Below are 22,259 nucleotides of genomic sequence, written 5' to 3'. Positions count from 1 at the left end.
TTCATGCACCGCTTCAAACACCGGATTGTGCCTGCAGCAGTGATTCCTTCAGCAAAGCCGCCATGGCATCCAGCTGGAACTGCCTGGCCATGGTACGCAGGCGCTGCACGAAGGCCTCGCATTGGGGCTCGGCGGCAGCGATCTGGTCCAGCGCCTTGTGCACCCCGCGGATGTAGCCCGCGTGGATCTGGTCTTCCAGGCTGCGCAACGCGCCCACAGAAGGCAAAGCGCTGGATGCGGCCTCATCATTGGCCGAGGTGTCGGCGCCAGCCGTGGGCGCAACGGCCCGCTCTACCTCGATCCACTGCAGCGCCAGCTTGCGCCCCAGCCAGTCCAGCAGATCGGGCACACGCACAGGCTTGACGATGAAGTCGTCCGGCGTGATGCCCACGTCGTTGTCCAGCGCCTTGTCGAACGCATTGGCCGACACGATGGCTGCCGGCGCCTCGCTGAGTTCGGCCACACGGATCGCACGCAAGGTGGCCCAGCCATCCAGGCCCGGCATGGCCAGGTCCATGAACAAGGCGTGCGGCATCAACTGCGGCGGGCAGGCGCGCAAATGCGTCAGGCATTCCAGACCGGAGGCCAGCGGCGTCACCTCAAAGCCCAGCGGCTCCAGGATGCGCACCAGCAGGCCGCGGTCTGCCTCTTCGTTGTCCACAACCCAGATGCGACGGCGCTCGCCCACATAACCAGTGCGCTGACCGCGCGGCACGTGGCGCATGGCCTCGGCCACACGCACCTGGGGCAGGAACAAGCGGATGCGGAAGGTGGTGCCCAGGCCCAGCCTGCTTTGCACCTGCATCTCGCCCCCCATCAAGTCGGTGAGCATCTTGCTGATGGTCAGGCCCAGCCCGGTGCCGCTGGCCGAGTTGCCCGCCGCCGATGAGCCGCGCGCGAAGGGCTCGAAGACCTTGTCCAGCTCGTCCTGCGCGATCCCGGGGCCGGTGTCGCTGATGTCGATCTGCGCGATCTCGCGGGCATAACGCACCTTGAAGGTCACCTGCCCGGTAGAGGTGAACTTCACGGCATTGCCCAGCACATTGATCAGGATCTGGCGCACCCGGCGCTCGTCGGCGCGCACGGCCTCGGGCAAGGCCGGGTCGAGGTCGGCCACAAAGCGCAGGTGCTTGGCCTTCGCCTCATGTTCGATCAGGCCGGTGATCTGCTTCAAGAGGTCATCCAGGCGCACCGGCTTGACGTCCAGCGTGAGCTTGCCGCTTTCGATGCGGGCGATGTCCAGCGTGCCTTCGATGAGCGACAGCAGGTGGTCTCCACCACGTTTGATTACCCCCACCCCATGCTTGACGTGCTCGGGCAAGGCCTGGTCTTCATCCAGCAGCTGCGCATAGCCCAGGATGCCGTTCAGCGGCGTGCGCAACTCGTGGCTGATGGTGGTGATGTAGCGGCTCTTGGCCTGGTTGGCCTGCTCGGCCGTCTGCTTGGCCTGCTGCAGCTTTTCATCGGTCACGCGGTGCGACTCGATCTCGCGCACCAGCAAATGCGTCTGGCGGTTGGACTCTTCCTGCGCCACTTGGCGGCTCTTGTGCGTGAGCACCACCCACCAGGCCACCACCCCCACCACCAGCAGGAGCGCCGCGAACACCTTGGTGAACGCCGCACGCAGCATCTCGGCGGCCGCGCCGGTTGAGGTCAGGTCCAGCACATCCAGATCGCGCAGCTGCTGTTGATAAACCAGGCCGAACACGCCCGCCAGCAAGGGCCCCAGCACCAGCATGATCAACAGGAACTGCCCCAGCTCGGTGTCCAGGCGACGCCAGATGAATGCAGGCATCACGCGGCGCCCCAGGCCACGCCACTGAACGGACCATCGGGCGTCAGGCTTGCACAGATCCTGGCAACGCGCATCCAGCGAGCAGCACAGCGAGCAGATGAAGCCCTGGTAGGCCGGGCAATGCGCGACGTCATCAGCCTCGTATTCACGCTCGCACACGGTGCACTTGTGCAACGCACGCAGGCGGATGACCTTGCTCAGCGGCTGCCCCGCGGCCTCCAGGTCTGGCTCATGCACAAAGGGCGGTCTGCCCACATGGGTTTGCGTCAGTGGCGGCCTGGCCAGGTAATAGCGCCCCTGAGTGGCCCAGGCGATCAAGGGCGAGGTGACAAAAGCCACCACCATGGCAATCACCGCGGAAAAGGCCTGGGCCAGCTCGCCCAGCCAGCCCACATAGGCCATGACCGACACCAGCGATGCCAGGCCCATGGCCCCCACCCCCACGGGGTTGATGTCATACAGATGCGCGCGCTTGAACTCGATGCCCTTGGGCGACCACCCCATGGGCTTGTTGATGACCAGGTCGGCCACGACAGCCATGATCCAGGCAATGGCGATGTTCGAGTACAGCCCCAGCACCTTGCCCAGCGCCTGAAACAGGTTGAGCTCCATCAGCAACAAGGCGATGACGGCATTGAACGCCACCCACACCACGCGGCCGGGATGGCTGTGCGTGACCCGCGCAAAGAAGTTCGACCAGGCCAGCGAGCCCGCATAAGCGTTGGTCACATTGATTTTGAGCTGCGACACCACCACGAACACAGCCACCGCGGCAATCGCCCAGGACTGGCGGGGGAAGATCGTCTCCCACGCCACGAGGTACATCTGGTTGGGGTCCAGTGCCCGGTCCACCGGCACCGAAAAACTGATGGCCAGGTAGGCCAGCAAGGCGCCGCCCAGCATTTTCAGCACACCCGGGATGACCCAGCCAGGCCCGCCCACAAACACGGCGGCCAGCCAGCGCGCCTTGTGCCCAGGGCGCGCTTCGGGCATGAAGCGCAGGTAATCGGCCTGCTCGCCCATCTGGGTGATCAGCGCGATGCCCACGGTCATGGCCGAGCCAAAGGACAGCAGATCAAAGCCCTGGTGCGCACCATCCTGACCCGCGTAGCTGGCCAGGTCACGCAGGATGTGGGGGTGCTCCTTGAACACATACACAAAGGGCAAGATCAGCATCAGCAGCCACAAGGGCTGGGTGATCAACTGCAGCCGGCTGATGATGGTGACGCCATGGGTCACCAAGGGCACCACCACCAGGGCGCAGATCAGGTAACCCCTTGCTGGCGGGATGTCGAAGGCCAGCTCCAGCGCGTAGGCCATCACCGCGGCTTCGAGCGCAAAGAAGATGAAGGTGAACGAGGCGTAGATCAGCGAGGTGATGGTCGAGCCGATGTAACCAAAGCCCGCACCGCGTGTCAACAGGTCCATGTCCAGGCCATGGCGCGCGGCGTACACGCTGATGGGCCAGCCTGCCAGCAAGATGATGAGCCCCGTGGCCATGATGGCCCAGAAGGCGTTGATGAAGCCGTGGTCGACCAGCAGCGTGGCGCCGACAGCCTCCAGCACCAAAAATGCCGCCGCACCAAAAGCCGTATTGGCCACCCGCCAGTCCGTCCAGCGCCGGGCCGAGCGCGGCGTGAAGCGCAAGGCGTAATCCTCCAGGGTTTCGGACGCCACCCAGGTGTTGTAGTCACGACGCACCTTGACCACCCGCTGCAAGGCTTCGCTGGCGGGTTGGGCTGGACGGTTTTGGTCTGGCTCTTGCATAGTGTGGATTCGTCTGTGCCTGACATCGCAATTTCGATGCCGAAGCCTTCACCCCGAGACACCCGATGGAACTCACCCCTCGCGAAAAAGACAAGCTGCTGATCTTCACCGCCGCCTTGCTGGCCGAGCGCCGCATGGCCCGTGGGCTCAAGCTCAATTACCCCGAGGCCGTGGCCCTGATCACGGCCTTCATCATGGAGGGCGCACGTGACGGCAAGAGCGTGGCCTCCCTGATGAGCGAGGGCAAGACCGTGCTCACCCGCGAGCAGGTCATGGAAGGCGTGGCCGACATGATCCCGGACATCCAGGTTGAGGCCACCTTCCCAGATGGCACCAAGTTGGTGACCGTGCACCAACCTATTGCATGAACACCGCGTGGCGCACCAATTTAGCAATCACTTTGGAATGACCCGCGCCTGACCTTCCAACCCAAGCAGCTCCCAACCATGACACGCACCAAACTCATTCAAACCTTGGCACTGATGTTGGGCACAGCCCTGAACCACGCCCCGGCGCTGGCGCACGAGGGCCATGGCTTGCCGGGCTTCAGTCACTGGCATGGCACGGACTTGTTTGGCTTCGTGGCCGTGGGCCTGTTGGTCGCGGGTGTGGTCTGGATGCGGGGGCGCAAATGATCCCGGGCGAGCTCATCACCGATGGCCCTGATCTGCCCATCAACCCGGGCAGGCGCGCCATCACGCTGGTGGTTGAAAACGCCGGCGACCGCCCCATCCAGGTCGGCTCGCATTACCACTTTGCCGAAACCAACGGCGCCTTGCGCTTTGACCGCGCCGCAGCGCGCGGCATGCGCCTGAACATCGCCTCCGGCACGGCGGTGCGTTTCGAGCCAGGCCAGCAACGCACGGTGGAGCTGGTGGACTATGCCGGCGATCGGGTGGTCTATGGCTTTCGAGGCCTGACGCAAGGCAAGCTCTGAACGAGCCCCCTTCACCAGCATTAGCAAGCATCAAACAAGGACCTGCAAGATGGCAAGCATCCAGCGACGCGCCTATGCCGAGATGTTCGGCCCGACAGTTGGCGACCGTTTGCGCCTGGCCGATACCAACCTGGTCATCGAGGTCGAGCAAGACCTGACGCTGCGCGCCGGCGGCTACGGTGAAGAAGTCAAGTTCGGTGGCGGCAAGACCATCCGTGACGGCATGGGCCAAAGCCAGGTGCCCAACGGCCCCGGCGCCATGGAGGCCTTCGACTGCGTGCTGACCAACGCCCTGATCCTGGACCACTGGGGCATCGTCAAGGCCGACATCGGCATCAAGGCTGGCCGCATCGTCAAGATCGGCAAGGCCGGCAACCCGGACGTGCAACCGGGCGTGGACATCGTCATCGGCCCAGGCACCGAGATCATCGCCGCCGAGGGCATGATCGTCACAGCCGGTGGCATCGACACCCACATCCACTTCATCTGCCCGCAGCAGATCGAAGAAGCCCTCAACAGCGGCGTGACCACCATGATCGGCGGCGGCACGGGCCCGGCCACCGGCACCTTTGCCACCACCTGCACGCCTGGCCCGGACAACATCGCCATGATGCTCAAGGCCGCCGAGGCCTTCCCGATGAACCTGGGCTTCCTCGGCAAGGGCAACGCCAGCCAGCCCCAGGCGCTGCACCAGCAGGTCCATGCCGGCGTGATCGGCCTGAAGCTGCATGAAGACTGGGGCACCACGCCCGCGGCCATCGACACCTGCCTGAGCGTGGCCGAAGAGGCCGACATCCAGGTGGCCATCCACTCGGACACGCTCAACGAATCGGGCTTCGTGGAAGACACCGTGGCCGCCTTCAAGGGCCGCACCATCCACAGCTTCCACACCGAGGGTGCGGGCGGCGGCCATGCGCCGGACATCATGAAGGTCGTCGGCGAGCCCAATGTGCTGCCCTCCTCCACCAACCCGACGCGCCCCTTCACCGTCAACACCATTGACGAGCACCTCGACATGCTCATGGTGTGCCACCACCTGGACGCCTCGATCGCCGAAGACCTGGCCTTTGCCGAGAGCCGCATCCGCCGCGAGACCATCGCCGCCGAAGACATCCTGCACGACCTGGGCGCCATCAGCATGTTCAGCTCCGACTCGCAGGCCATGGGCCGCGTGGGCGAAGTCATCATGCGCACCTGGCAGACGGCCCACAAGATGAAGGCCCAACACGGCAAGCTGCCTGGCGACACCGACCGCCACGACAACACCCGCGTCAAACGCTACGTGGCCAAATACACCATCAACCCCGCACTGGCCCATGGCGTGGCCCACGAGGTTGGCAGCGTCGAAGAGGGCAAATGGGCTGATCTGGTCTTGTGGAAGCCCGGCTTTTTTGGCGTCAAGCCCAGCCTCATCCTCAAGGGCGGTTTCATCGCGGCCGCCGCCATGGGCGACCCCAATGCCTCCATCCCCACCCCCCAGCCCGTGCACTACCGCCCGATGTTTGGCGCATTCGGCGGGGCCTTGTCGCGCAGCTCCCTGACCTTCATGAGCCAGGCGGCCATTGCTGCGGGCCTGCCTGCCCAGTACGGCTTGAAGAAACAGGTGGTCGGCGTCAAGGGCTGCCGCACGGTCAAGAAGGCCGACATGGTTCACAACGCCTACATGCCCGTGATGGAAATCGACGCGCAAACCTACCAGGTGCGCGCCGACGGGCAATTGCTCACTTGTGAGCCCGCCACCTCCTTGCCCATGTCACAGCGGTACTTTTTGTTTTAAATCGTTTCAACCTTCGTGCCTGATTACCGCCAATAAGGCATTCGCCTTAGACTCGCCGCTACGCCAGTTCCGGCTATTCAATATATTTTCAGGCATGGCAGTACCAGCAGTATCTGCAGGATCGGCTCCGCGAGTTAACACGAAAGCGTTATCTCAAAGGCTGAACTGGGTGGTCGACGTTCGCGGATTCCTCGCGATGTACGTCTTGCTTCACCATGCTGCGCTGAATATCGACGCCAGCGGCGTGCAAGACACCTTATGGGCCATCGCCCATGCCATTTTCGGCCACGGTCAGTTTCGCGTCGATATTTTCTTTGTACTTTCGGGTTATTGCCTGACGCTCGGCCTGCGCGGTGCAACCCGCATTGCCCATTTCCATAATTTCATATTACGCAGATCCATTCGCCTGCTCGTGCCCTACTTTGCGGGATGCGCAATGAGCCTGTTGCTGCTGCATTTCTGGCTGTCCACGCCCTCAGGCACCCATTGGGATTACAGCCTGCCCGTGACGACCGGCAGCGTCTTCACCCATTTGCTCATGATCCACAACTGGTGGCCGCAATATGCGATCACGCTCAACCACCCCTATTGGTCCATCGGGGTTGAATACCAGCTCTACTTCCTCTTCCCACTGCTGCTGTGGATCCAGAACCGCCTGGGGCCCTGGAAGTCCCTGGCCTTCATCACGGTCGTGGCCTACCTGCTCTGGCGCCTGAGCTTCAAGCTGGATGTGGGCAACCCCTCCGTGTTCGGCTCATCGCCCTACTACTGGGCCCTGTTCTCCATGGGCATCAGCGCCGCCCGCCTGGGCACACCCAAACCAGGCAGTGATGCGCGAGAAGTCTCCCTGGCAGACAGGTTGGCCATGGGGCTGATCGTGATCCTGATGGGCATCTGGTGGGGCGTCGAATGCATGCGCTATCACGGGCACGTGGCCGACCCCATCTCCAGCTTCTTCGTCGGCCTGACCACCCTGCTCGTGTTGCTCTACGGCCGGCAGATCGGCCTTTTTGCGCTGGTCAGCAAGATCTGGCCAAGGCGCATGCTGCGGTTTGTCGGCGAACGCAGTTTCTCGCTCTACCTCGTTCACGCGCCCCTGCTGCAAGTGGTCTGGTTGATGCTGGTACACCCCTTGCATCTGCATTCGTCAGGGGAACAGGCTTTGCTCGAGATGCTGGCTGGCTCGCTGTTGTCACTGTTGATCGCCGATCTGTTCTTCCGGTTCATCGAACAACCCAGCCATGAATGGAGCCGGCGCATCCCCAACCCCTGATCAGCGCGACAATCCGCGCTGTCACGAACAACTCGACACGCGGACCCATGCTCACTGTCAACAAACTGCTCCCTCAAGGCCAGGGCCTGGCCCCCGTACTGCTCAAGCGTGCCGCCACGGTCGAGCTGGACTGGGACGTGCGCCAGAAAAGCCGCTTTGATGCCACCGACAGCCATGGGCGCACGCTGGGCGTGTTTCTGCCACGCGGCACCGTGGTCAGGGGTGGCGACGTGCTGGTGGCCGAAGACGGTTCCATGATCCGCGTGCAAGCAGCACCGCAGCAGGTGCTGGTCATCACGCCTTGCGCAGACCACGGCAGCGCCTTTGACCTGGTGCGAGCGGCCTACCACCTGGGCAACCGCCATGTGCAGATCGAGCTGCAACCCGACCACCTGAAGATCGAGCCGGACCATGTGCTGGCCGACATGCTGCGCGCCATGCACCTGACCGTCCAGGAAACGCAAGCGGCCTTCGAGCCGGAAGGTGGCGCCTATGCGGCGGGCGGCCACGATCATGGCCACGCCCACGCACATACCAACCCCGCGCACGGTGAACCGGGCCACGTGCATGGCCCGGGATGCGGGCATGACCACGGCCATACGCACGACCATACGCACAGCCACCAGCACGACACCCCGGCGGCATCCACGCCAGCCCCAGCCGCCGCGCGCGGCAAACCCATCGGCATCGCCATCAAGGCAGCGGCCACACCGCATGTGCATGGCCCCGGGTGCAACCATGATCACGACGATCATGGCCATGGCCACAAGCACTGACCCCGCCCATGCCGCGTGTTGTCCCTCGCCCTGAACCGCTGAACCAGGCAGTGCGCCTGCAATTGATGTGGCTGGCCTCACCGGCCCTGCCCGTAGGCGGCTTCAGCTATTCAGAGGGCCTGGAAGCCGCCGTTGAATCAGGGCATGTCAGCAACGAGGCGCAGGCTGCCTTGTGGCTGCAGGACCAGTTGCACCTGAGCCTGGCGCGCGCCGATCTGGCCGTGGTGGCCAAAGCCGTGCCCGCCTGGCAACGCCATGACCTGGCGCGCGTGGCCGAGTTGAACGACTGGGTGGTCCAGACCCGCGAGACCTCTGAACTGCGCCTGCAAACCGAACAGATGGGCCGCTCGCTGGTGGAGTGGTTGCGCAACCGCAGCGGTGATGCTTCGCAACAAGGCGCCGACCAGCGTCTGGCCCAATGTGCGGCCCTGCCCCCCGCCCCCACCTGGCCGGTGGCCTTCGCCCTGGCTGTGGCTCAGTGCCTGCCAGCCCATGCAGGCACAGGCTCACGCCAGACCGGGCATGACGCCGTCCGCGAAGCCCTGCTGAGCTTCAGCTTCGGCTGGGCCGAGAACATGGTCCAGGCCACCATCAAGGCCGTGCCGCTGGGCCAAAGCGCCGGCCAACGCATCCTGCAAGCCCTGATCGACCAGATCCCGGCTGCCATCGACCACGCCCTGGCCTTGCCCGACACGCAACGCCAGGCCTTCACCCCCATGCTGGCCATCCTCAGCGCCCAGCATGAAACCCAGTACTCACGCCTGTTCCGATCATGAGCAACCTGCACAACATCCCCGGCCGCACCAAGAAACTGCCCCCATTGCGCGTGGGCGTAGGCGGCCCCGTCGGCTCCGGCAAGACCACCCTGGTAGAAATGCTGTGCAAGGCCATGCGCAACACCTACGACCTGATCGTCGTCACCAACGACATCTACACCAAGGAAGACCAGCGCCTGCTGACCGTGGCCGGCGCGCTCGACCCCGAACGCATCATGGGCGTGGAGACCGGTGGCTGCCCGCACACCGCCATCCGTGAAGACGCCTCCATCAACCTGGAAGCCGTGGACCGCATGCTGGGCAAGTTCCCCAATGCGGACATCGTGTTCATCGAATCCGGCGGGGACAACCTGGCCGCCACCTTCAGCCCCGAGTTGAGCGACCTGACCATCTATGTGATCGACGTGGCGGCCGGCGAAAAAATCCCGCGCAAAGGCGGCCCCGGCATCACCAAGAGCGACCTGTTCGTCATCAACAAGACGGACCTGGCCCCTTATGTGGGCGCCAACCTGGATGTCATGGAAGCCGACACCAAACGCATGCGGCCAACGCGCCCCTTCGTGATGACCAACCTCAAGACGCAACAGGGCCTGCAGGAGGTCATCGGCTTCATCGAAACCAAGGGCATGCTCAAGGCATAATGCCGCCTGCCATGCGCTCCCCGTAGTTCAATGGATAGAACGGCCGCCTCCTAAGCGGCAAATACAGGTTCGATTCCTGTCGGGGGGACCATCAAGTTGGCACGGATTTGTCCGAAAACCATGTGACCGTCAAGGCGCTTCGGATGTGGCCTGACGTTTTTCGAGGCTACGCCAACATGGTTTCCAACGACACCCACACATCCGACGACGCCGAAGCGCTGGTTGCGCGCACGCACGTGCCGCTGTCCTACCAGAAGCAATGCGTGCTGGATGCCGTCCACCGCATGCGCAACGGCCTGCTGCTCTACCCCGCTGTATGGGTGGTCCTGATGCAGGTCGACAACTACGCCGCCCTTCACACCAGCTTTGCCATCGCCCATGGCGTGGCCCTCTTCCTGGCCAGCGCGATCAGGCTGATCTACAACAGCGGCCTCAAACGGGCCATGGAGCGCGACTTCCATCGCGCGCAAAGGCTGTTCCGGGCCTTCTCGCTGCTCTACAACGCCTACTGGGGCACGCTGTGCGCCGTCATCCTGGTCGCCCCTGATGCGGAGACCCTGCGCTGGCTGATGCTCATGAGCACCGTGGGCATCACCGCGGGCGGCACGGTCATCGTGGCCATTGACTCGGTGCTGCCCTTGCTCTACCCCCTTTGCACACTGGGGCCCAGCGTGCTGGCGCTCCTGCCGCGTGGTGGGTCGGTTGACCTGGCCATCGCAGGCCTGAGCGCCATCTTCTTTGCCTACTCGCTGGGCATTTCCAGAATGGTGGGGCGCGAATACTGGGCCCGGCAGCGCTCGCAAGCCATGCTGGAGCAGCGGGCCCGCGAGCTGGAAACACTCAGCCGTACCGACGCCCTTACGCGCGTGCCCAACCGGCTCAAATTCCAGGAAAGCCTGACCGTCGCCTGGCGAGACGCGCGCCGGCGTCACGAACCGCTGTCCATTGCCATGGTCGATCTGGACTACTTCAAACACATCAACGACAGCCATGGCCACCCCTTTGGCGACCTGTGCCTGCAAGCTGCAGCGCAAGGGCTCAGCGCGGTGCTCAGGCGCCCCACCGACATGGTGGCCCGCTATGGGGGCGAAGAGTTCGTGGTGCTGATGCCCAACACGGCCCCCGATGGCGCCATGCAGGTCGCGCAAGCCATGCTCGATCAGATCAAGCAGACCTATGTCAGCCAGGACGAGCGCGCCGCGATGTTGAGCTGCAGCATCGGGGTGGCCACCTGGCAGCCTGGCTCGGACGACCAGGCGCAGGCGCTGGTCCAGCAAGCAGACGCTGCCTTGTACCAGGCCAAGCGGGCTGGCCGCGGGCGGGTGATACCCCATGTGCACGCCACCCCTGAAGCGAGCGACGCCCCGGGTGAGCCGCGTGAATTGAGTGTGGCGGCCTGATCAGGCCTCGGACGGGCTTTCGCTCTGGGGCATGCGCAGCTCTTCGACGGTGTAACCCTGGCGGGTCAAGGCCTCGCGCAGCCACGGCGGCTGGGCACCCTCACCATCCCAGGTTTCACCGGTACGGGGATGACGGTATTTCAACACCGGCAAGCGCACCGGTTCCTGGACCTTTACAGGTTCAGGAATACCAGATAGTTCATCTGCCGTGATTTGCCAGAAAGCGACGAGCTTGCGCACCGACCGCAGCACGGCTTCTTGTTCTGCTGTTCTCATCGTGTCTCTTGAGTCGGCAAGCCCGACCTGATGGGCGACCGTATCGGGCTATGGTATCAAACCGCCAGGCGATTTGCCCAGCCGTGCGTTTTCAACAAATCCACGGAAAATGGCTGATTGCGCAAGCCCCGATACCCCTCATGGCATACCGGGCGATTGCGGGCCTAAACTGAGTTCAAGCTGAAGTCCGTCCCCATGAAACTCGCGATCCTGTCCGACCTGCACGCCAACCGACAAGCCACGGAAGCTGTCTGGGAGCACGCCACCCAACAGGGCTGCGAACGCACCGTGTTGCTGGGTGACTACGTGGACTACGGCGCCGACCCGGTCTGGGTGCTCGACTTCGTGCAGCAAAGGGTCCAGGAAGGCGCCATTGCGCTGAAGGGCAACCACGACGACGCCATCCGCCACGAAGGCTCGCACAACATGGGCGAGCACGTGCAGGAGTCCCTGGTCTGGACACGGCAGCAGTTGAGTTCTGCCCACGTCGCCTTCATTGAATCTTTGCCCCTCGTGGCCGAACTGGATGACTGCCAGTTTGCGCACGCCAACCTGCACGCGCCTTCGCAATGGGGCTATCTGGATGGCCGCATGGAGGCCGTGCGCAGCATGCAGGTCAGCGCGCACCCCTTCGTGTTTTGCGGGCACATGCACCAGCCCTGCCTGTACCACCTCTCGGCGGCGGGCAAGTCTGGTGAGTTCTCACCGGTGGATGGCACGCCCATCATCCTGTCGCCCATGCGGCGCTGGCTGGCCATACCTGGCTCGGTCGGGCAGCCACGAGACGGCAACCCCGCCGCCTGCTACGCCATGTTCGACACCGGCAGCAAGCAGCTGACCTTCCACCGCGTGCCTTATGACCATGAACGGGCAGCGCAACGCATCATCGATGCGGGCCTGCCCATGTTCCTGGCGCAGCGCCTGCGCGACGGGCGTTAGCGCCTTCATCACGGCCACCGCATCACCGCTTCACCAAATCAGCAGAACAAGGACCAGCCGATGACGCCACCTGGAAAACTGCAAGCCGGCGAAGTGATCGATCAGTACAGGCTGAAAGACAAGCTGCACGTGGGTGGCATGGCGACCTTGTGGGACGTGGAAGCGCTGCAAGGCGCGCCCGCTGAGCCAGGCGCCCCGCACACGCCCCTGATCATGAAGATCCCGCGCATCAAGGGCGGCGAGGACCCGGCCACCATCGTGGGCTTCGAGGTCGAGCAGATGGTGATGCCCATGCTCAGCGGGCCCCATGTGCCGCGCTTCGTGACCAAAGGGGACTTCATCCAGCAGCCGTATATCGTGATGGAGCGCATCCAGGGCGAATCACTGCGCCCCCGGTTGGACAAGGCGCCCTTGCCTTTTGATGAGGTGGCCGACATCGGTCAGCGCGTGGCCTTCGCGCTGCATGAGCTGCACAAACAGCACCTGGTGCACCTGGACGTCAAACCCAGCAACATCATGTTCCGTGACACGGGCGAAGCCGTGCTGGTGGACTTTGGCTTGTCCAGCCATGCACAACTGCCTGATCTGCTGGAAGAAGAGTTCTCGCTGCCCATGGGCACAGGGCCGTATATGTCGCCCGAGCAGGTGCAGTTCATTCGCAACGACCCGCGCAGCGACCTGTTTGCGCTGGGCGTGATGCTCTACCACCTCACCACGGGCGAGCGGCCCTTTGGCAACCCGACCAGCGTGTCAGGCCTGCGCAAGCGCCTGTATACCGACGCGGTGCCGCCGCGGGCCCACCGCCCCGACACGCCGCCCTGGCTGCAGGAAGTGATCATGCGCTGCCTGGAAGTGGACCCGGCCAAGCGCTACCAGACGGGTGCCCAGTTGGCACTGGACCTGCAACACCCTGACCAGATCCCCTTGACCAAACGGGCCGAGCACACCGCCCCCAGAGGCAGCATCAGCAACCTCAAACGCTGGTTCAAGGCCATGGGCGCCGAACCCGAGGCCCAGGCCAATGCCACCCAGCACGTCGAGCACAGCCCCATCATCATGGTGGCCATCGCGACCAAGGCCAGTACGCCCGAGCTGGACAAGAAGCTGCTGGCCACGGTGCGGCGCATCATGCAGATCGAGCCGGGTGCGCGCCTGGCCTGCGTCAGCGTCATGAAGATCAACCGCGTGGGCATGGACAAGCTCATGGACGAGGAAGGCAACAGCCTGCATGTGCAGCAACTGGTGACCATCAAGCACTGGGCCCGGCCGCTGCAACAGCAGTTGCAACTGGACGAGCACCGCCTGACCTTCCACGTGCTGGAGGCCACGGACACGGCCCATGCGTTGGTCGAGTTCGCCAACAAGAACCAGGTCGATCACATCGTGATGGGCGCACGCGGCAACTCGGCGCTGCGGCGCTATCTGGGCAGCGTGAGCGCACAGGTGGTGGCCGAGGCCGAGTGCTCGGTCACCGTGGTGCGGGTCTAGCGCACGGGGCCAGGGCTCGGGGCGCTCAGGGCTCGACGTACAGGTCGATCATGGGCGTGCTGCCTGGGGTCACCAGATAGCGGTCGAAGTCCGTCACACCGGCGTCGCGCAAAACCTGCTCGTCCAGATAGAACTGGCCCGTGGCCTCACGGCTGGCGCGGGTGAGGATCAGGTAGGCGGCGTCCGCCATGATCTCGGGCGTGCGCCCCAGCGTACCCAGTTGCGAGCCCGCGACGTTCAAGGCCGACGTGGCAATGAGCGTGCGCGGCCACAGTGCGTTGACGGCGATGCCCTTGGCGCGCAGCTCGGCGGCCAGCCCGAAAGCGATCATGCTCATGCTGAACTTGGACACCGTGTAAGCCGCATGTGACTCGAACCACTTGGCCTGCAGGCTGATGGGCGGAGACAGCACCAGGATGTGCGGGTTGGCGGCTTTCTCCAGGTGCGGCAGGCAGGCCTGCGAACACATGAAGGTGCCACGCACATTGATGTCCATCATCAGGTCATAGCGCTTGGCCGCGGTCTCGGGTGTCTTGGTGAGGTTGATGGCACTGGCGTTGTTGACCAGGATGTCGATGCCGCCAAAGTGCGCAGCGGCCTTGGCCACCACCTCGCGCACCTGGTCCTCGTCACGCACGTCCAGCATCAGGGGCAAGGCCTTGCCACCCGCTGCCACGATTTCTTCTGCCGCAGAAAAGATCGTGCCCGGCAGGCGGGGATCGGGCTCGGCCGTCTTGGCCGCCACCACGATGTTGGCGCCGTCGCGCGCGGCACACAGGGCAATGGCCTTGCCAATGCCGCGGCTGGCGCCAGTGATGAAAAGTGTCTTGCCTGCAAGGGATGTCATGGGGGCTCCTGGTCGTCAATGGCCTGTGGCCACAGAGCCTAACCCAGGCCCACCATGCCACCATGCTGGCGTTTTCCAGCTTGCCTGGCGCCACACCCACCTGCCCTGCTTGACCGATACGTCAAGCGCCCAACCATGCCGGGCTTGTGCGTCAAAAGGCGCACGAACTTGAGCTTGCTCAAACCCGGCAGGCCTGGCTCAACAAACGGGCAACAATCGCGTCGCACACTGGTTGGACCTCAACAAACACGGTTCCGCTTCCGCCTGGAACGAACACCATGCAGATCTCTCGCGACTGGGCCACGCCCCTCACCATCGGCGCCTTCATCCTGATGGCCACCACCGGCATCCTGATGTTCTTCCACGCCGACATGGGCCTCAACAAGGAAGTGCACGAATGGCTGGGCTGGGCCATGGTGGCGGGCGTCGGCGCGCACGCTGTTGCCAATGTCAGCTCGTTCAAACGCTATTTCGCCAAGCCCGCGGCGCTGGCCATCATGGCCGTGTTCGTGCTGATCCTGGCGGCCTCCTTCTTCATCCAGGAGGACAAAGGCGGCAAAGGTGGCAACCCCGGGCGGCGCGCCACCATGGCCGTGCTGAACGCACCGATCAGCGACATCGCGCCGCTGGCCCACCAGACGCCGCAGGCCCTGTTGGCCGAGCTGCAGAAGGCGGGCTTCGTGATCGAATCCCCCAACCAGAGCCTGATCAGCGTGACCGGGCCAGAGCAGGCCAATCAGTTCAAGGCCCTGGCCGTGGTCTTTCGCTGAGGCTTGAACTGCGCCTATCAGGCCAGCGGCAGCACGCGCATCACCTTCTGGAAGGCGTCCACGGCCTTGCCCTTGCGGGCCCGCTTGCCAATGTGGGCCGTGTACGCCGAGTTGCGCACGTCCTCTTCCTTGGCCCTGCCGCCTCGGCCTGAGCCGATCACCTTGACGCCGTTGTGCACGGTGGCCACGGAGATCAGCGGGTCCTTCTTGGCATCGACTTCCATCAGCGTCAAGCCGCGTCCACCATTGGATTGCAGCTTGAGCTCATCCAGGCCGAATACCAGCATGCGCCCGCCTTGTGCCAGGCAGGCCACCTGCGTGTGACCGGGCTGCACCAGCACCGGCGGCAACACGAGGTCACCTTCGTCCAGCGTCAGGAAGCCCTTGCCGCCCTTCTGGCGGGTGATGAGGTCGCCCAACTTGGCCAGCAAGCCAAAGCCCCCCGTGTTGGCGAACAAGAGCGTCTGCTCGGTGCTGCCAGCCAGGTAATGCACGGGCTGGGTGCCCGACTCCAGCTCGATCATGGTGGTGATGGGTGAACCGTCACCGCGTGCCCCCGGCAGCGCGCTCACCGGTACGCTGTAGACACGCCCGTTGCTGCCCACCACGATCATCGGGTCCACGGTGCGGCACTCGAAGGTGCCATACAGGCCATCGCCTGCCTTGAAGGCAAAGCCCGCCGGGTCATGGCCGTGGCCGGTCCGGGCACGCACCCAGCCCTTGAGGCTGATGACCACCGTCACCGGCTCGTCCACCACCTTGACCTCGGCCACGGCGCGCTTCTCGGCCTGGATCAGCGTGCGGCGCTCGTCACCAAACTGTTTGGCGTCCGCTTCGATTTCCTTGATCACGGTGCGCTTGAGCACGCCGGGGTTGTTCAGGATGTCTTCGAGCTTGGCCTGTTCGCCCTTGAGCTCGGCCAGCTCCTGCTCGATCTTGATCGCTTCCAGCCGCGCCAGTTGACGCAGGCGGATTTCCAGGATGTCCTCGGCCTGGCGATCGCTGAGCTTGAAACGCTCGATCAGCGCGGCCTTGGGCTCGTCGCTGTTGCGGATGATGTGGATGACCTCGTCGATGTTCAGCAGAACAAGCTGGCGGCCTTCCAGGATGTGGATGCGGTCCAGCACCTTGCCCAGGCGGAACCTGGTGCGGCGGGTGACCGTCTCCATGCGGAAACCGATCCACTCGCCCAGCATCTGGCGCAGGCTCTTTTGCGTGGGCTTGCCATCGGCGCCCACCATCGTCATGTTGATGGACGACGAGGTCTCCAGGCTGGTGTGGGCCAGCAAGGTGGTGATCAGGTCTTGCTGATCGATCGTGCGGGTCTTGGGCTCGATCACGATGCGCACATGGGCATCTTTGTTCGACTCATCGCGAACGGTGTCCAGCACGGACAGGACGGCCGTCTTCACTTGAAGCTGTTCAGCGGTCAGCGCCTTTTTGCCGGCCTTGACCTTGGGATTGATCAGCTCTTCGATTTCTTCAAGCACCTTCTGCGTGCTGGTGCCGTGCGGCAACTCGGTCACGACCAGCTGCCACTGGCCACGCGCCAGGTCTTCGATCTTCCAGCGGGCGCGCACCTTCAGGCTGCCGCGGCCGCTGCGGTAGGCATCCTGGATGTCCTGCGCGCTGGAGATGATCTGGCCACCGCCCGGGAAGTCGGGCCCTTGGATCAGCTCGAACAGTTCGTCGTCAGGCAGGCGATCGTTCTTGATCAGGGCCACGGTGGCCGCGGCCACTTCACGCAGGTTGTGGCTGGGGATCTCGGTGGCCAGGCCCACGGCGATGCCGCTGGCGCCGTTGAGAAGTACAAAAGGCAGGCGGGCCGGCAACTGCCTGGGCTCTTCGGTCGAGCCGTCGTAGTTGGGGATGAAATCCACCGTGCCCATGTCGATTTCATCGAGCAGCAAGCGCGAGATCGGCGCCAGGCGGGCTTCCGTGTAACGCATCGCGGCAGCGCCGTCGCCATCGCGTGAGCCGAAGTTGCCCTGGCCGTCGATCAAGGGGTAGCGCAGCGCGAAGTCCTGCGCCATGCGCACCATGGCGTCGTAGGCGGCGGTGTCGCCGTGCGGGTGATAGCGGCCCAGCACGTCACCGACCACGCGGGCGCTCTTGACGGGCTTGGGCCCGGCATTGCCAGAGAAGCTCAGGCCCATGCGGTCCATCGCGTACAGGATGCGGCGCTGCACAGGTTTCTGGCCGTCGCACACATCGGGCAAGGCGCGGCCCTTGACCACGCTCAGGGCATATTCGAGGTAGGCCCGCTCGGCGTAGTGGGCCAGGGTCAGGGATTCGCCGCCATCGGTGGGCGGCGGGTTGAAATCGATGGTCTGTTGGGTCATCGCAAAAAATCTGGGTCAGAAATCAAAATCTGCGGTGCCGAGTGTAGTGGGTGCCAGCCCCTCCCCCCGCCATGCCCAAGCACGAATGGCCACAAGCGAGAAGAGATACCTTGACACGGCTTTGACGCCATTTTTGATCACCTGTCACCACCGAAGCAGCGTCAACATGGCGGCATGCCCACTGCACTCGTCTGGTTCAAGCGTGACCTGCGCACGCCCGACCACGCCGCCCTGCGTGCCGCACAGCAATTCGCGGCTGACGGCCCCGTCCGTTGCCTGTATGTGATCGAGCCCGGTCTCTGGCAGCAGGCAGACGCGTCGGCGCAGCACTGGGGCTTCGTGCGCGAATGCCTGGCCGATCTGGACGCCGCGTTGAGGGATCTGGGTGGCGAGCTCTGGGTGATGCAGGGCGACGTCACGGCCGTGCTCGAGCGGCTCTGGCAGGCGGAGCCCTTCCATGCGCTGTTCTCCCATGAGGAGACGGGCAACGCCTACACGTATGCCAGGGACGTGGCCGTGGGACGCTGGTGCCGCGCCTGCGGCGTACCCTGGCAGGAGCTGCCGCAATTTGGCGTGGTGCGCCGCCTTCAAGACCGCGACCTGTGGCATCCGCACTGGCAAGCGTTCATGAACAGGCCGCTACTGGGCACGCGGCCGTTCCCGGTTGACACCGCCAGCAGCACGCACGCCTTGCGCCATCGACTGGGCCACTTGCCTGCCGCGCAATGGCCCAGTTCGGAACGTTTGGGACTTGCGCCCCACAAGCCACCAGATCGCCAACATGGAGGACGCTGGAACGCCCTGAGGATCCTGGATGATTTCCTGCTCGATCGTTGCGGCCAGTACCGAGGCGGCATTTCCTCGCCGCTGTCTGCCCCGACGGCCTGCTCGCGGCTTTCGCCATATCTCGCCCATGGCTGCCTGAGCATCCGGGAGGTGGTGCAGGCGACACAGGCGCGGTTGAGCGCTTTGGCAGACGAGCCCCCGCTGCCATGGGTTGCGCGCCAACGCGCCGGCCTCACGGCCTTCATGAGCCGCCTGCACTGGCACTGCCATTTCATCCAGAAGCTGGAGAGCGAGCCAGAGCTCGAATGGCGCAACCTGCACCGCGGCTACGACCAATTGCGCGAACCCGACTTCAATGCCCTTCATTTCGAGGCGCTGGTACAGGGGCGCACGGGCTGGCCGCTCGTGGATGCCTGCGTAGCCATGCTGCGCCAGACGGGCTGGCTCAATTTCCGCATGCGGGCCATGCTGGTATCGGTGGCGGCCTACCCACTTTGGCTGCACTGGCGGCCTGTAGGTGAGTGGCTGGCGCGGCAGTTCCTGGACTATGAACCCGGCATCCACTGGAGCCAGTTGCAAATGCAAGCGGGCACCACCGGCATCAACACCACGCGGGTCTACAACCCCATCAAACAGGCTCAGGACCATGACCCACAAGGGCACTTTGTCAGGCGTTGGTTGCCCGTCATGCGCCAGGTACCGCCTGAATGGCTGCTCGAGCCCTGGCGGATGCCGGCTGAGGTGCAAGCGCGCTGCGGGGTGCATGTTGGCGTGGACGTCCCCGTGCCGCTGGTCGACCTGGCGGCCGCCACACGGGTAGCCAAAGCCAAAGTACACGCTCTGAGGGCCAGGCCCGACATCAAGGCAGCCGTGGGAGAGATCGTTCAGAAGCACGGTTCGCGCATGAAACGCGAAGGCGCTCGCGCACGCCCGTCAACCCGCCCTTCAGCCCGCCCTTCACCCAGCCCTGCCCGACCAGAGCCAGACAGGAACACGCCAGGTCAGTGCAGCCCTCAACTCAACCTGGATTTCTGAATGCGCATGATCAGGAAAGGCGATTTGCCACAGAAGCCCTGCCTCCACTGCGGGCGCCCCTTCGCATGGCGAAAGAAGTGGGCCCAGACATGGGACGAGGTCCGCTATTGCTCAGAGCGATGCCGCCTCAACAAAAAGCCTTCGCCCGCACGATCTACAGCATGACGCCAACACCCGCGCGAACACTGCGCCTCATCCTGGGCGACCAGCTCAACCCGCTTCACCCCTGGTTCGAAAACGTGAGCGAGGACGTCGTCTACGTGCTCATGGAAGTGCGCCAGGAAACAGACTACGTGCTGCATCATGCGCAGAAGATCCTGGCCATCTTTGCCGCCATGCGGGACTTTGCCAGGCAACTGCGCGAAGCCGGCCACCGCGTTCGCTACATCAACATCGACTCGCCCAGCAACCGCCAGTCGCTCACCGACAACCTCGACGCGCTGATCACCCATTGCGGCGCGACCACCGTGCAATACCAGGCACCAGACGAGTGGCGGCTTGATGCGCAACTCGCCGCCTGGCGCGATGGCCTGATCAGCCAGGGCCTGTGCGTCGAGATGGTTGGCAGCCACCACTTCTACACAGAGCGCGATGAGGCAGCCAGGCTGTTCGAGGGCCGCCGCAACTGGCTCATGGAGCACTTTTATCGACACATGCGGCGGCAGCATGGTGTGCTCATGGAAACGCCCATCAAACCCGTCGGGGGCCAATGGAACTTCGACCACGACAACCGCCAGCCATGGCGTGGCTCGCCGCCCGAACCGACGGACTGGCGTCAGCAACATGATCACCAGGCGCCTTGGCAAACCATCGTGGCCAGTGGCGTTGCCAGCTTCGGTGAGCCGCGGGCCGGCCAACTCGCCTGGCCACTCAACCGCGCCGAGGCCCTGCAGCATCTGGATGCCTTCATTCAGCACGCATTGCCCCATTTCGGCCAGTTTCAGGATGCCATCAGCCAACAGAGCTGGCGGCTCTTCCACTCGCTGCTGTCTTTCGCCCTGAACGTGAAGATGCTGAGCCCACGCGAGGTGGTCGCCCGTGCTGAAGGTGCCTGGCGCGAAGGCCATGCGCCCCTGGCTGCCGCCGAGGGATTCATCCGCCAGATTCTTGGCTGGCGCGAGTACGTGCGTGGCGTCTACTGGGCCCACATGCCGGGCTACGCGCAACACAACAAACTGGCACACCAAGGTCCTTTGCCCGCCTGGTTCTGGACTGGAGAGACCAGAATGGCCTGCATGGCGCAAGCCATCGGCCAGTCACTGGAGCAGGCCTACGCCCACCACATTCAGCGCTTGATGGTGATCGGCAACTTCGCCTTGCTGGTGGGTGTGAACCCACAAGCCGTACATCGGTGGTACCTGGGCGTGTACATCGATGCCTTCGAGTGGGTCGAGCTACCCAATACCCTGGGGATGAGCCAGTTCGCGGACGGCGGCCTGCTGGCGACCAAGCCCTACGTTTCGGCTGCAGCCTACCTGGATCGCATGGGCGATCATTGTGCAGGCTGCCACTACCAGAAGAAGGAACGGCTCGGCGAGAGGGCCTGCCCCTTCAATGCCCTGTACTGGGACTTTCACATCCGCCACGCCCCCTTGCTGAGACACAACCCGCGTATTGGCATGGTCTACAAGCAGATTGACAAGATGACACCTGAAGCCATTGCCGCCATTCAAACCAAGGCAAAGGACCTTCAAGCGCGCGTGGACACCTTGTGATCACTAGCTTGCGATCGAACGAAAAGGGCGGGATAGCCCTCTCGACTATGGACATGGCGTTGCTGGCTTCGCGCTATCTTGCAAGTTCCCATACTCTTTTGACGACGCGTACGGCGCCGTCCTGCAAGCATGTCACGTCAGCTCACCCTCGTGATGGCCAGCCTGCTGTGTGTTGGCCCCCTCACCGCCCACGCACGCGAACTGAATGCGGCAGACCCCGTTCGGGCATCGCTTGTCAGCCTGGCGCGTGACGCACAGGTGGACGGCTTGCCCAGCGACTCGCGGCTCAGCTTCAGCCTGGCCTGGGTCGACGGCGCGCAGGCCAAAGTCTGCGCTGCGGCAAGAGGTGCGAACGGCGACCTGTTGATCCAGGATGGCCAGTTGCAACTCAAGCGGGTCTTGTTCCAGAAACGGGGCTCGCGCTGGGCGGTCGAACGCGCAGAACACCTCGTCATGGGGCAGAACCAGTCGATCGTGGCCGCCTGTGAGCACCGCTCGCCCGACACCCATCTGGCTGCGGCGCTCAAAGAGATGGACATGAACCCACCGACGGCGGGGGTGCGCGCGCAGCCTGCTGCCGATGCGGCCAATGCCCCCAAATTGGCCAACACGGCCAGTTCGACCAATCCCGCCAACGCGGCCCATTGCCGCGACACCGAACCCAAGCGCGCCAGCCCGCAACCCTCGGGTTCAGGCGTGGTTGGCCTGCCCGGCCGCAGCCTCTTGCACTTCGCACCCGATCTGGCCTGCTTCATGGGCAAACACATCGTGGGTGGCGACAAGGTGCAGATCCTGGCCCATGTGCCGGGTTGGACGCGCGTGAGCTACACGCACCCCATCACCCATGTGACCACGCGAGGCTGGGTCAAGAGCGAGCGGGTCAGGCTCAACGAGCGGACGGCGTCCAGCCTCTGAACGC

20 protein-coding genes and 1 tRNA gene are annotated in these 22,259 nt (G+C 64.2%); 17 read left to right on the top strand and 4 right to left on the bottom strand.

The features are described from left to right. Positions 1-13: 13 nt before the first annotated feature. The gene (locus HY019_RS18090; RefSeq protein ID WP_290694838.1) at positions 14-3,562 is read right to left on the bottom strand and encodes an ATP-binding protein; all 3,549 of its coding nucleotides are present in this window, start codon (positions 3,560-3,562) and stop codon (positions 14-16) included. A 65-nt stretch (positions 3,563-3,627) separates the two neighbouring features. Here HY019_RS18090 and HY019_RS18085 point away from each other — a divergent pair, with 65 nt between their 5' ends. The 10 genes from HY019_RS18085 to HY019_RS18040 all read left to right on the top strand — a co-directional run bounded on the left by HY019_RS18085 (position 3,628) and on the right by HY019_RS18040 (position 11,142). Continuing rightward, positions 3,628-3,930 (top strand): urease subunit gamma, encoded by a 303-nt coding sequence (locus HY019_RS18085; protein WP_035040143.1) that lies wholly within the window; start codon positions 3,628-3,630, stop codon positions 3,928-3,930. A gap of 78 nt (positions 3,931-4,008) precedes the next feature. After that, positions 4,009-4,197, top strand: coding sequence for a hypothetical protein (locus HY019_RS18080; RefSeq protein WP_290694834.1), 189 nt, complete (start codon positions 4,009-4,011; stop codon positions 4,195-4,197). Next, positions 4,194-4,499 carry an urease subunit beta gene (locus HY019_RS18075; protein ID WP_290694833.1) on the top strand — a complete coding sequence of 102 codons (306 nt, stop codon included), beginning with the start codon at positions 4,194-4,196 and terminating at the stop codon, positions 4,497-4,499. The genes HY019_RS18080 and HY019_RS18075 overlap by 4 nt, the downstream gene beginning before the upstream one ends. A 49-nt stretch (positions 4,500-4,548) precedes the next feature. Further along, on the top strand, positions 4,549-6,276 hold the full coding sequence (ureC, locus tag HY019_RS18070; RefSeq protein ID WP_290694832.1) for an urease subunit alpha: 1,728 nt from the start codon (positions 4,549-4,551) through the stop codon (positions 6,274-6,276). Positions 6,277-6,370: 94 nt separating this feature from the next. Further along, positions 6,371-7,549 (top strand): acyltransferase, encoded by a 1,179-nt coding sequence (locus HY019_RS18065; RefSeq protein ID WP_290694831.1) that lies wholly within the window; start codon positions 6,371-6,373, stop codon positions 7,547-7,549. 47 nt (positions 7,550-7,596) lie between these two features. Further along, on the top strand, positions 7,597-8,325 hold the full coding sequence (gene ureE / locus HY019_RS18060) for an urease accessory protein UreE (RefSeq protein ID WP_290694830.1): 729 nt from the start codon (positions 7,597-7,599) through the stop codon (positions 8,323-8,325). Positions 8,326-8,333: 8 nt separating this feature from the next. Then, positions 8,334-9,101, top strand: coding sequence for an urease accessory UreF family protein (locus HY019_RS18055; RefSeq protein WP_290694829.1), 768 nt, complete (start codon positions 8,334-8,336; stop codon positions 9,099-9,101). Next, positions 9,098-9,742 carry an urease accessory protein UreG gene (gene ureG / locus HY019_RS18050; protein ID WP_290694828.1) on the top strand — a complete coding sequence of 215 codons (645 nt, stop codon included), beginning with the start codon at positions 9,098-9,100 and terminating at the stop codon, positions 9,740-9,742. Before HY019_RS18055 ends, ureG begins: the two co-directional genes overlap by 4 nt. Before the next feature lie 16 nt (positions 9,743-9,758). After that, positions 9,759-9,833: transfer RNA gene (locus HY019_RS18045), tRNA-Arg, on the top strand. Between the two features lie 52 nt (positions 9,834-9,885). Beyond that, on the top strand, positions 9,886-11,142 hold the full coding sequence (locus HY019_RS18040) for a GGDEF domain-containing protein (RefSeq protein ID WP_290694827.1): 1,257 nt from the start codon (positions 9,886-9,888) through the stop codon (positions 11,140-11,142). Here the strand turns inward: HY019_RS18040 and HY019_RS18035 are convergent, their stop codons facing one another. Further along, positions 11,143-11,418: an H-NS family nucleoid-associated regulatory protein gene (locus HY019_RS18035; RefSeq protein ID WP_290694826.1), complete on the bottom strand. Its 276-nt coding sequence runs from the start codon at positions 11,416-11,418 to the stop codon at positions 11,143-11,145. Positions 11,419-11,613: 195 nt separating this feature from the next. Here HY019_RS18035 and HY019_RS18030 point away from each other — a divergent pair, with 195 nt between their 5' ends. After that, positions 11,614-12,357: a metallophosphoesterase family protein gene (locus HY019_RS18030; protein WP_290694825.1), complete on the top strand. Its 744-nt coding sequence runs from the start codon at positions 11,614-11,616 to the stop codon at positions 12,355-12,357. A gap of 60 nt (positions 12,358-12,417) precedes the next feature. After that, a complete protein-coding gene (locus tag HY019_RS18025; protein ID WP_290694824.1) occupies positions 12,418-13,845 on the top strand; it encodes a bifunctional serine/threonine-protein kinase/universal stress protein in 1,428 nt (475 codons plus the stop codon). A gap of 25 nt (positions 13,846-13,870) precedes the next feature. Here HY019_RS18025 and HY019_RS18020 read toward each other — a convergent pair whose 3' ends face one another. After that, entirely contained in the window at positions 13,871-14,692 is an 822-nt protein-coding gene (locus tag HY019_RS18020) for an NAD(P)-dependent oxidoreductase (protein WP_290694823.1), read from the bottom strand. Positions 14,693-14,838: 146 nt separating this feature from the next. Here HY019_RS18020 and HY019_RS18015 point away from each other — a divergent pair, with 146 nt between their 5' ends. Continuing rightward, positions 14,839-15,462: a DUF4405 domain-containing protein gene (locus tag HY019_RS18015; protein WP_363302792.1), complete on the top strand. Its 624-nt coding sequence runs from the start codon at positions 14,839-14,841 to the stop codon at positions 15,460-15,462. 17 nt (positions 15,463-15,479) lie between these two features. On the opposite strand, the gene parC is transcribed toward HY019_RS18015, so the two are convergent. Next, entirely contained in the window at positions 15,480-17,804 is a 2,325-nt protein-coding gene (gene parC / locus HY019_RS18010) for a DNA topoisomerase IV subunit A (RefSeq protein WP_290694820.1), read from the bottom strand. Positions 17,805-17,978: 174 nt separating this feature from the next. On the opposite strand from parC, the gene HY019_RS18005 reads away from it, so the two are divergent. From HY019_RS18005 to HY019_RS17990, 4 genes are all read left to right on the top strand, one after another. Then, positions 17,979-19,625: an FAD-binding domain-containing protein gene (locus HY019_RS18005; protein ID WP_290694819.1), complete on the top strand. Its 1,647-nt coding sequence runs from the start codon at positions 17,979-17,981 to the stop codon at positions 19,623-19,625. Continuing rightward, positions 19,626-19,790, top strand: coding sequence for a DUF2256 domain-containing protein (locus HY019_RS18000; protein ID WP_290694817.1), 165 nt, complete (start codon positions 19,626-19,628; stop codon positions 19,788-19,790). It begins immediately after the preceding gene. After that, the gene (locus tag HY019_RS17995; RefSeq protein WP_290694816.1) at positions 19,787-21,340 is read left to right on the top strand and encodes a cryptochrome/photolyase family protein; all 1,554 of its coding nucleotides are present in this window, start codon (positions 19,787-19,789) and stop codon (positions 21,338-21,340) included. The genes HY019_RS18000 and HY019_RS17995 overlap by 4 nt, the downstream gene beginning before the upstream one ends. A 129-nt stretch (positions 21,341-21,469) precedes the next feature. Next, entirely contained in the window at positions 21,470-22,255 is a 786-nt protein-coding gene (locus HY019_RS17990) for a hypothetical protein (protein WP_290694814.1), read from the top strand. Positions 22,256-22,259: the final 4 nt, after the last annotated feature.

The sequence above is a fragment of the Aquabacterium sp. genome, assembly GCF_016195855.1.
Lineage (GTDB): Bacteria > Pseudomonadota > Gammaproteobacteria > Burkholderiales > Burkholderiaceae_C > Aquabacterium.
Note: the sequence above shows the minus strand (reverse complement) of the source record. Positions and strands in the feature narration are given on the sequence as shown.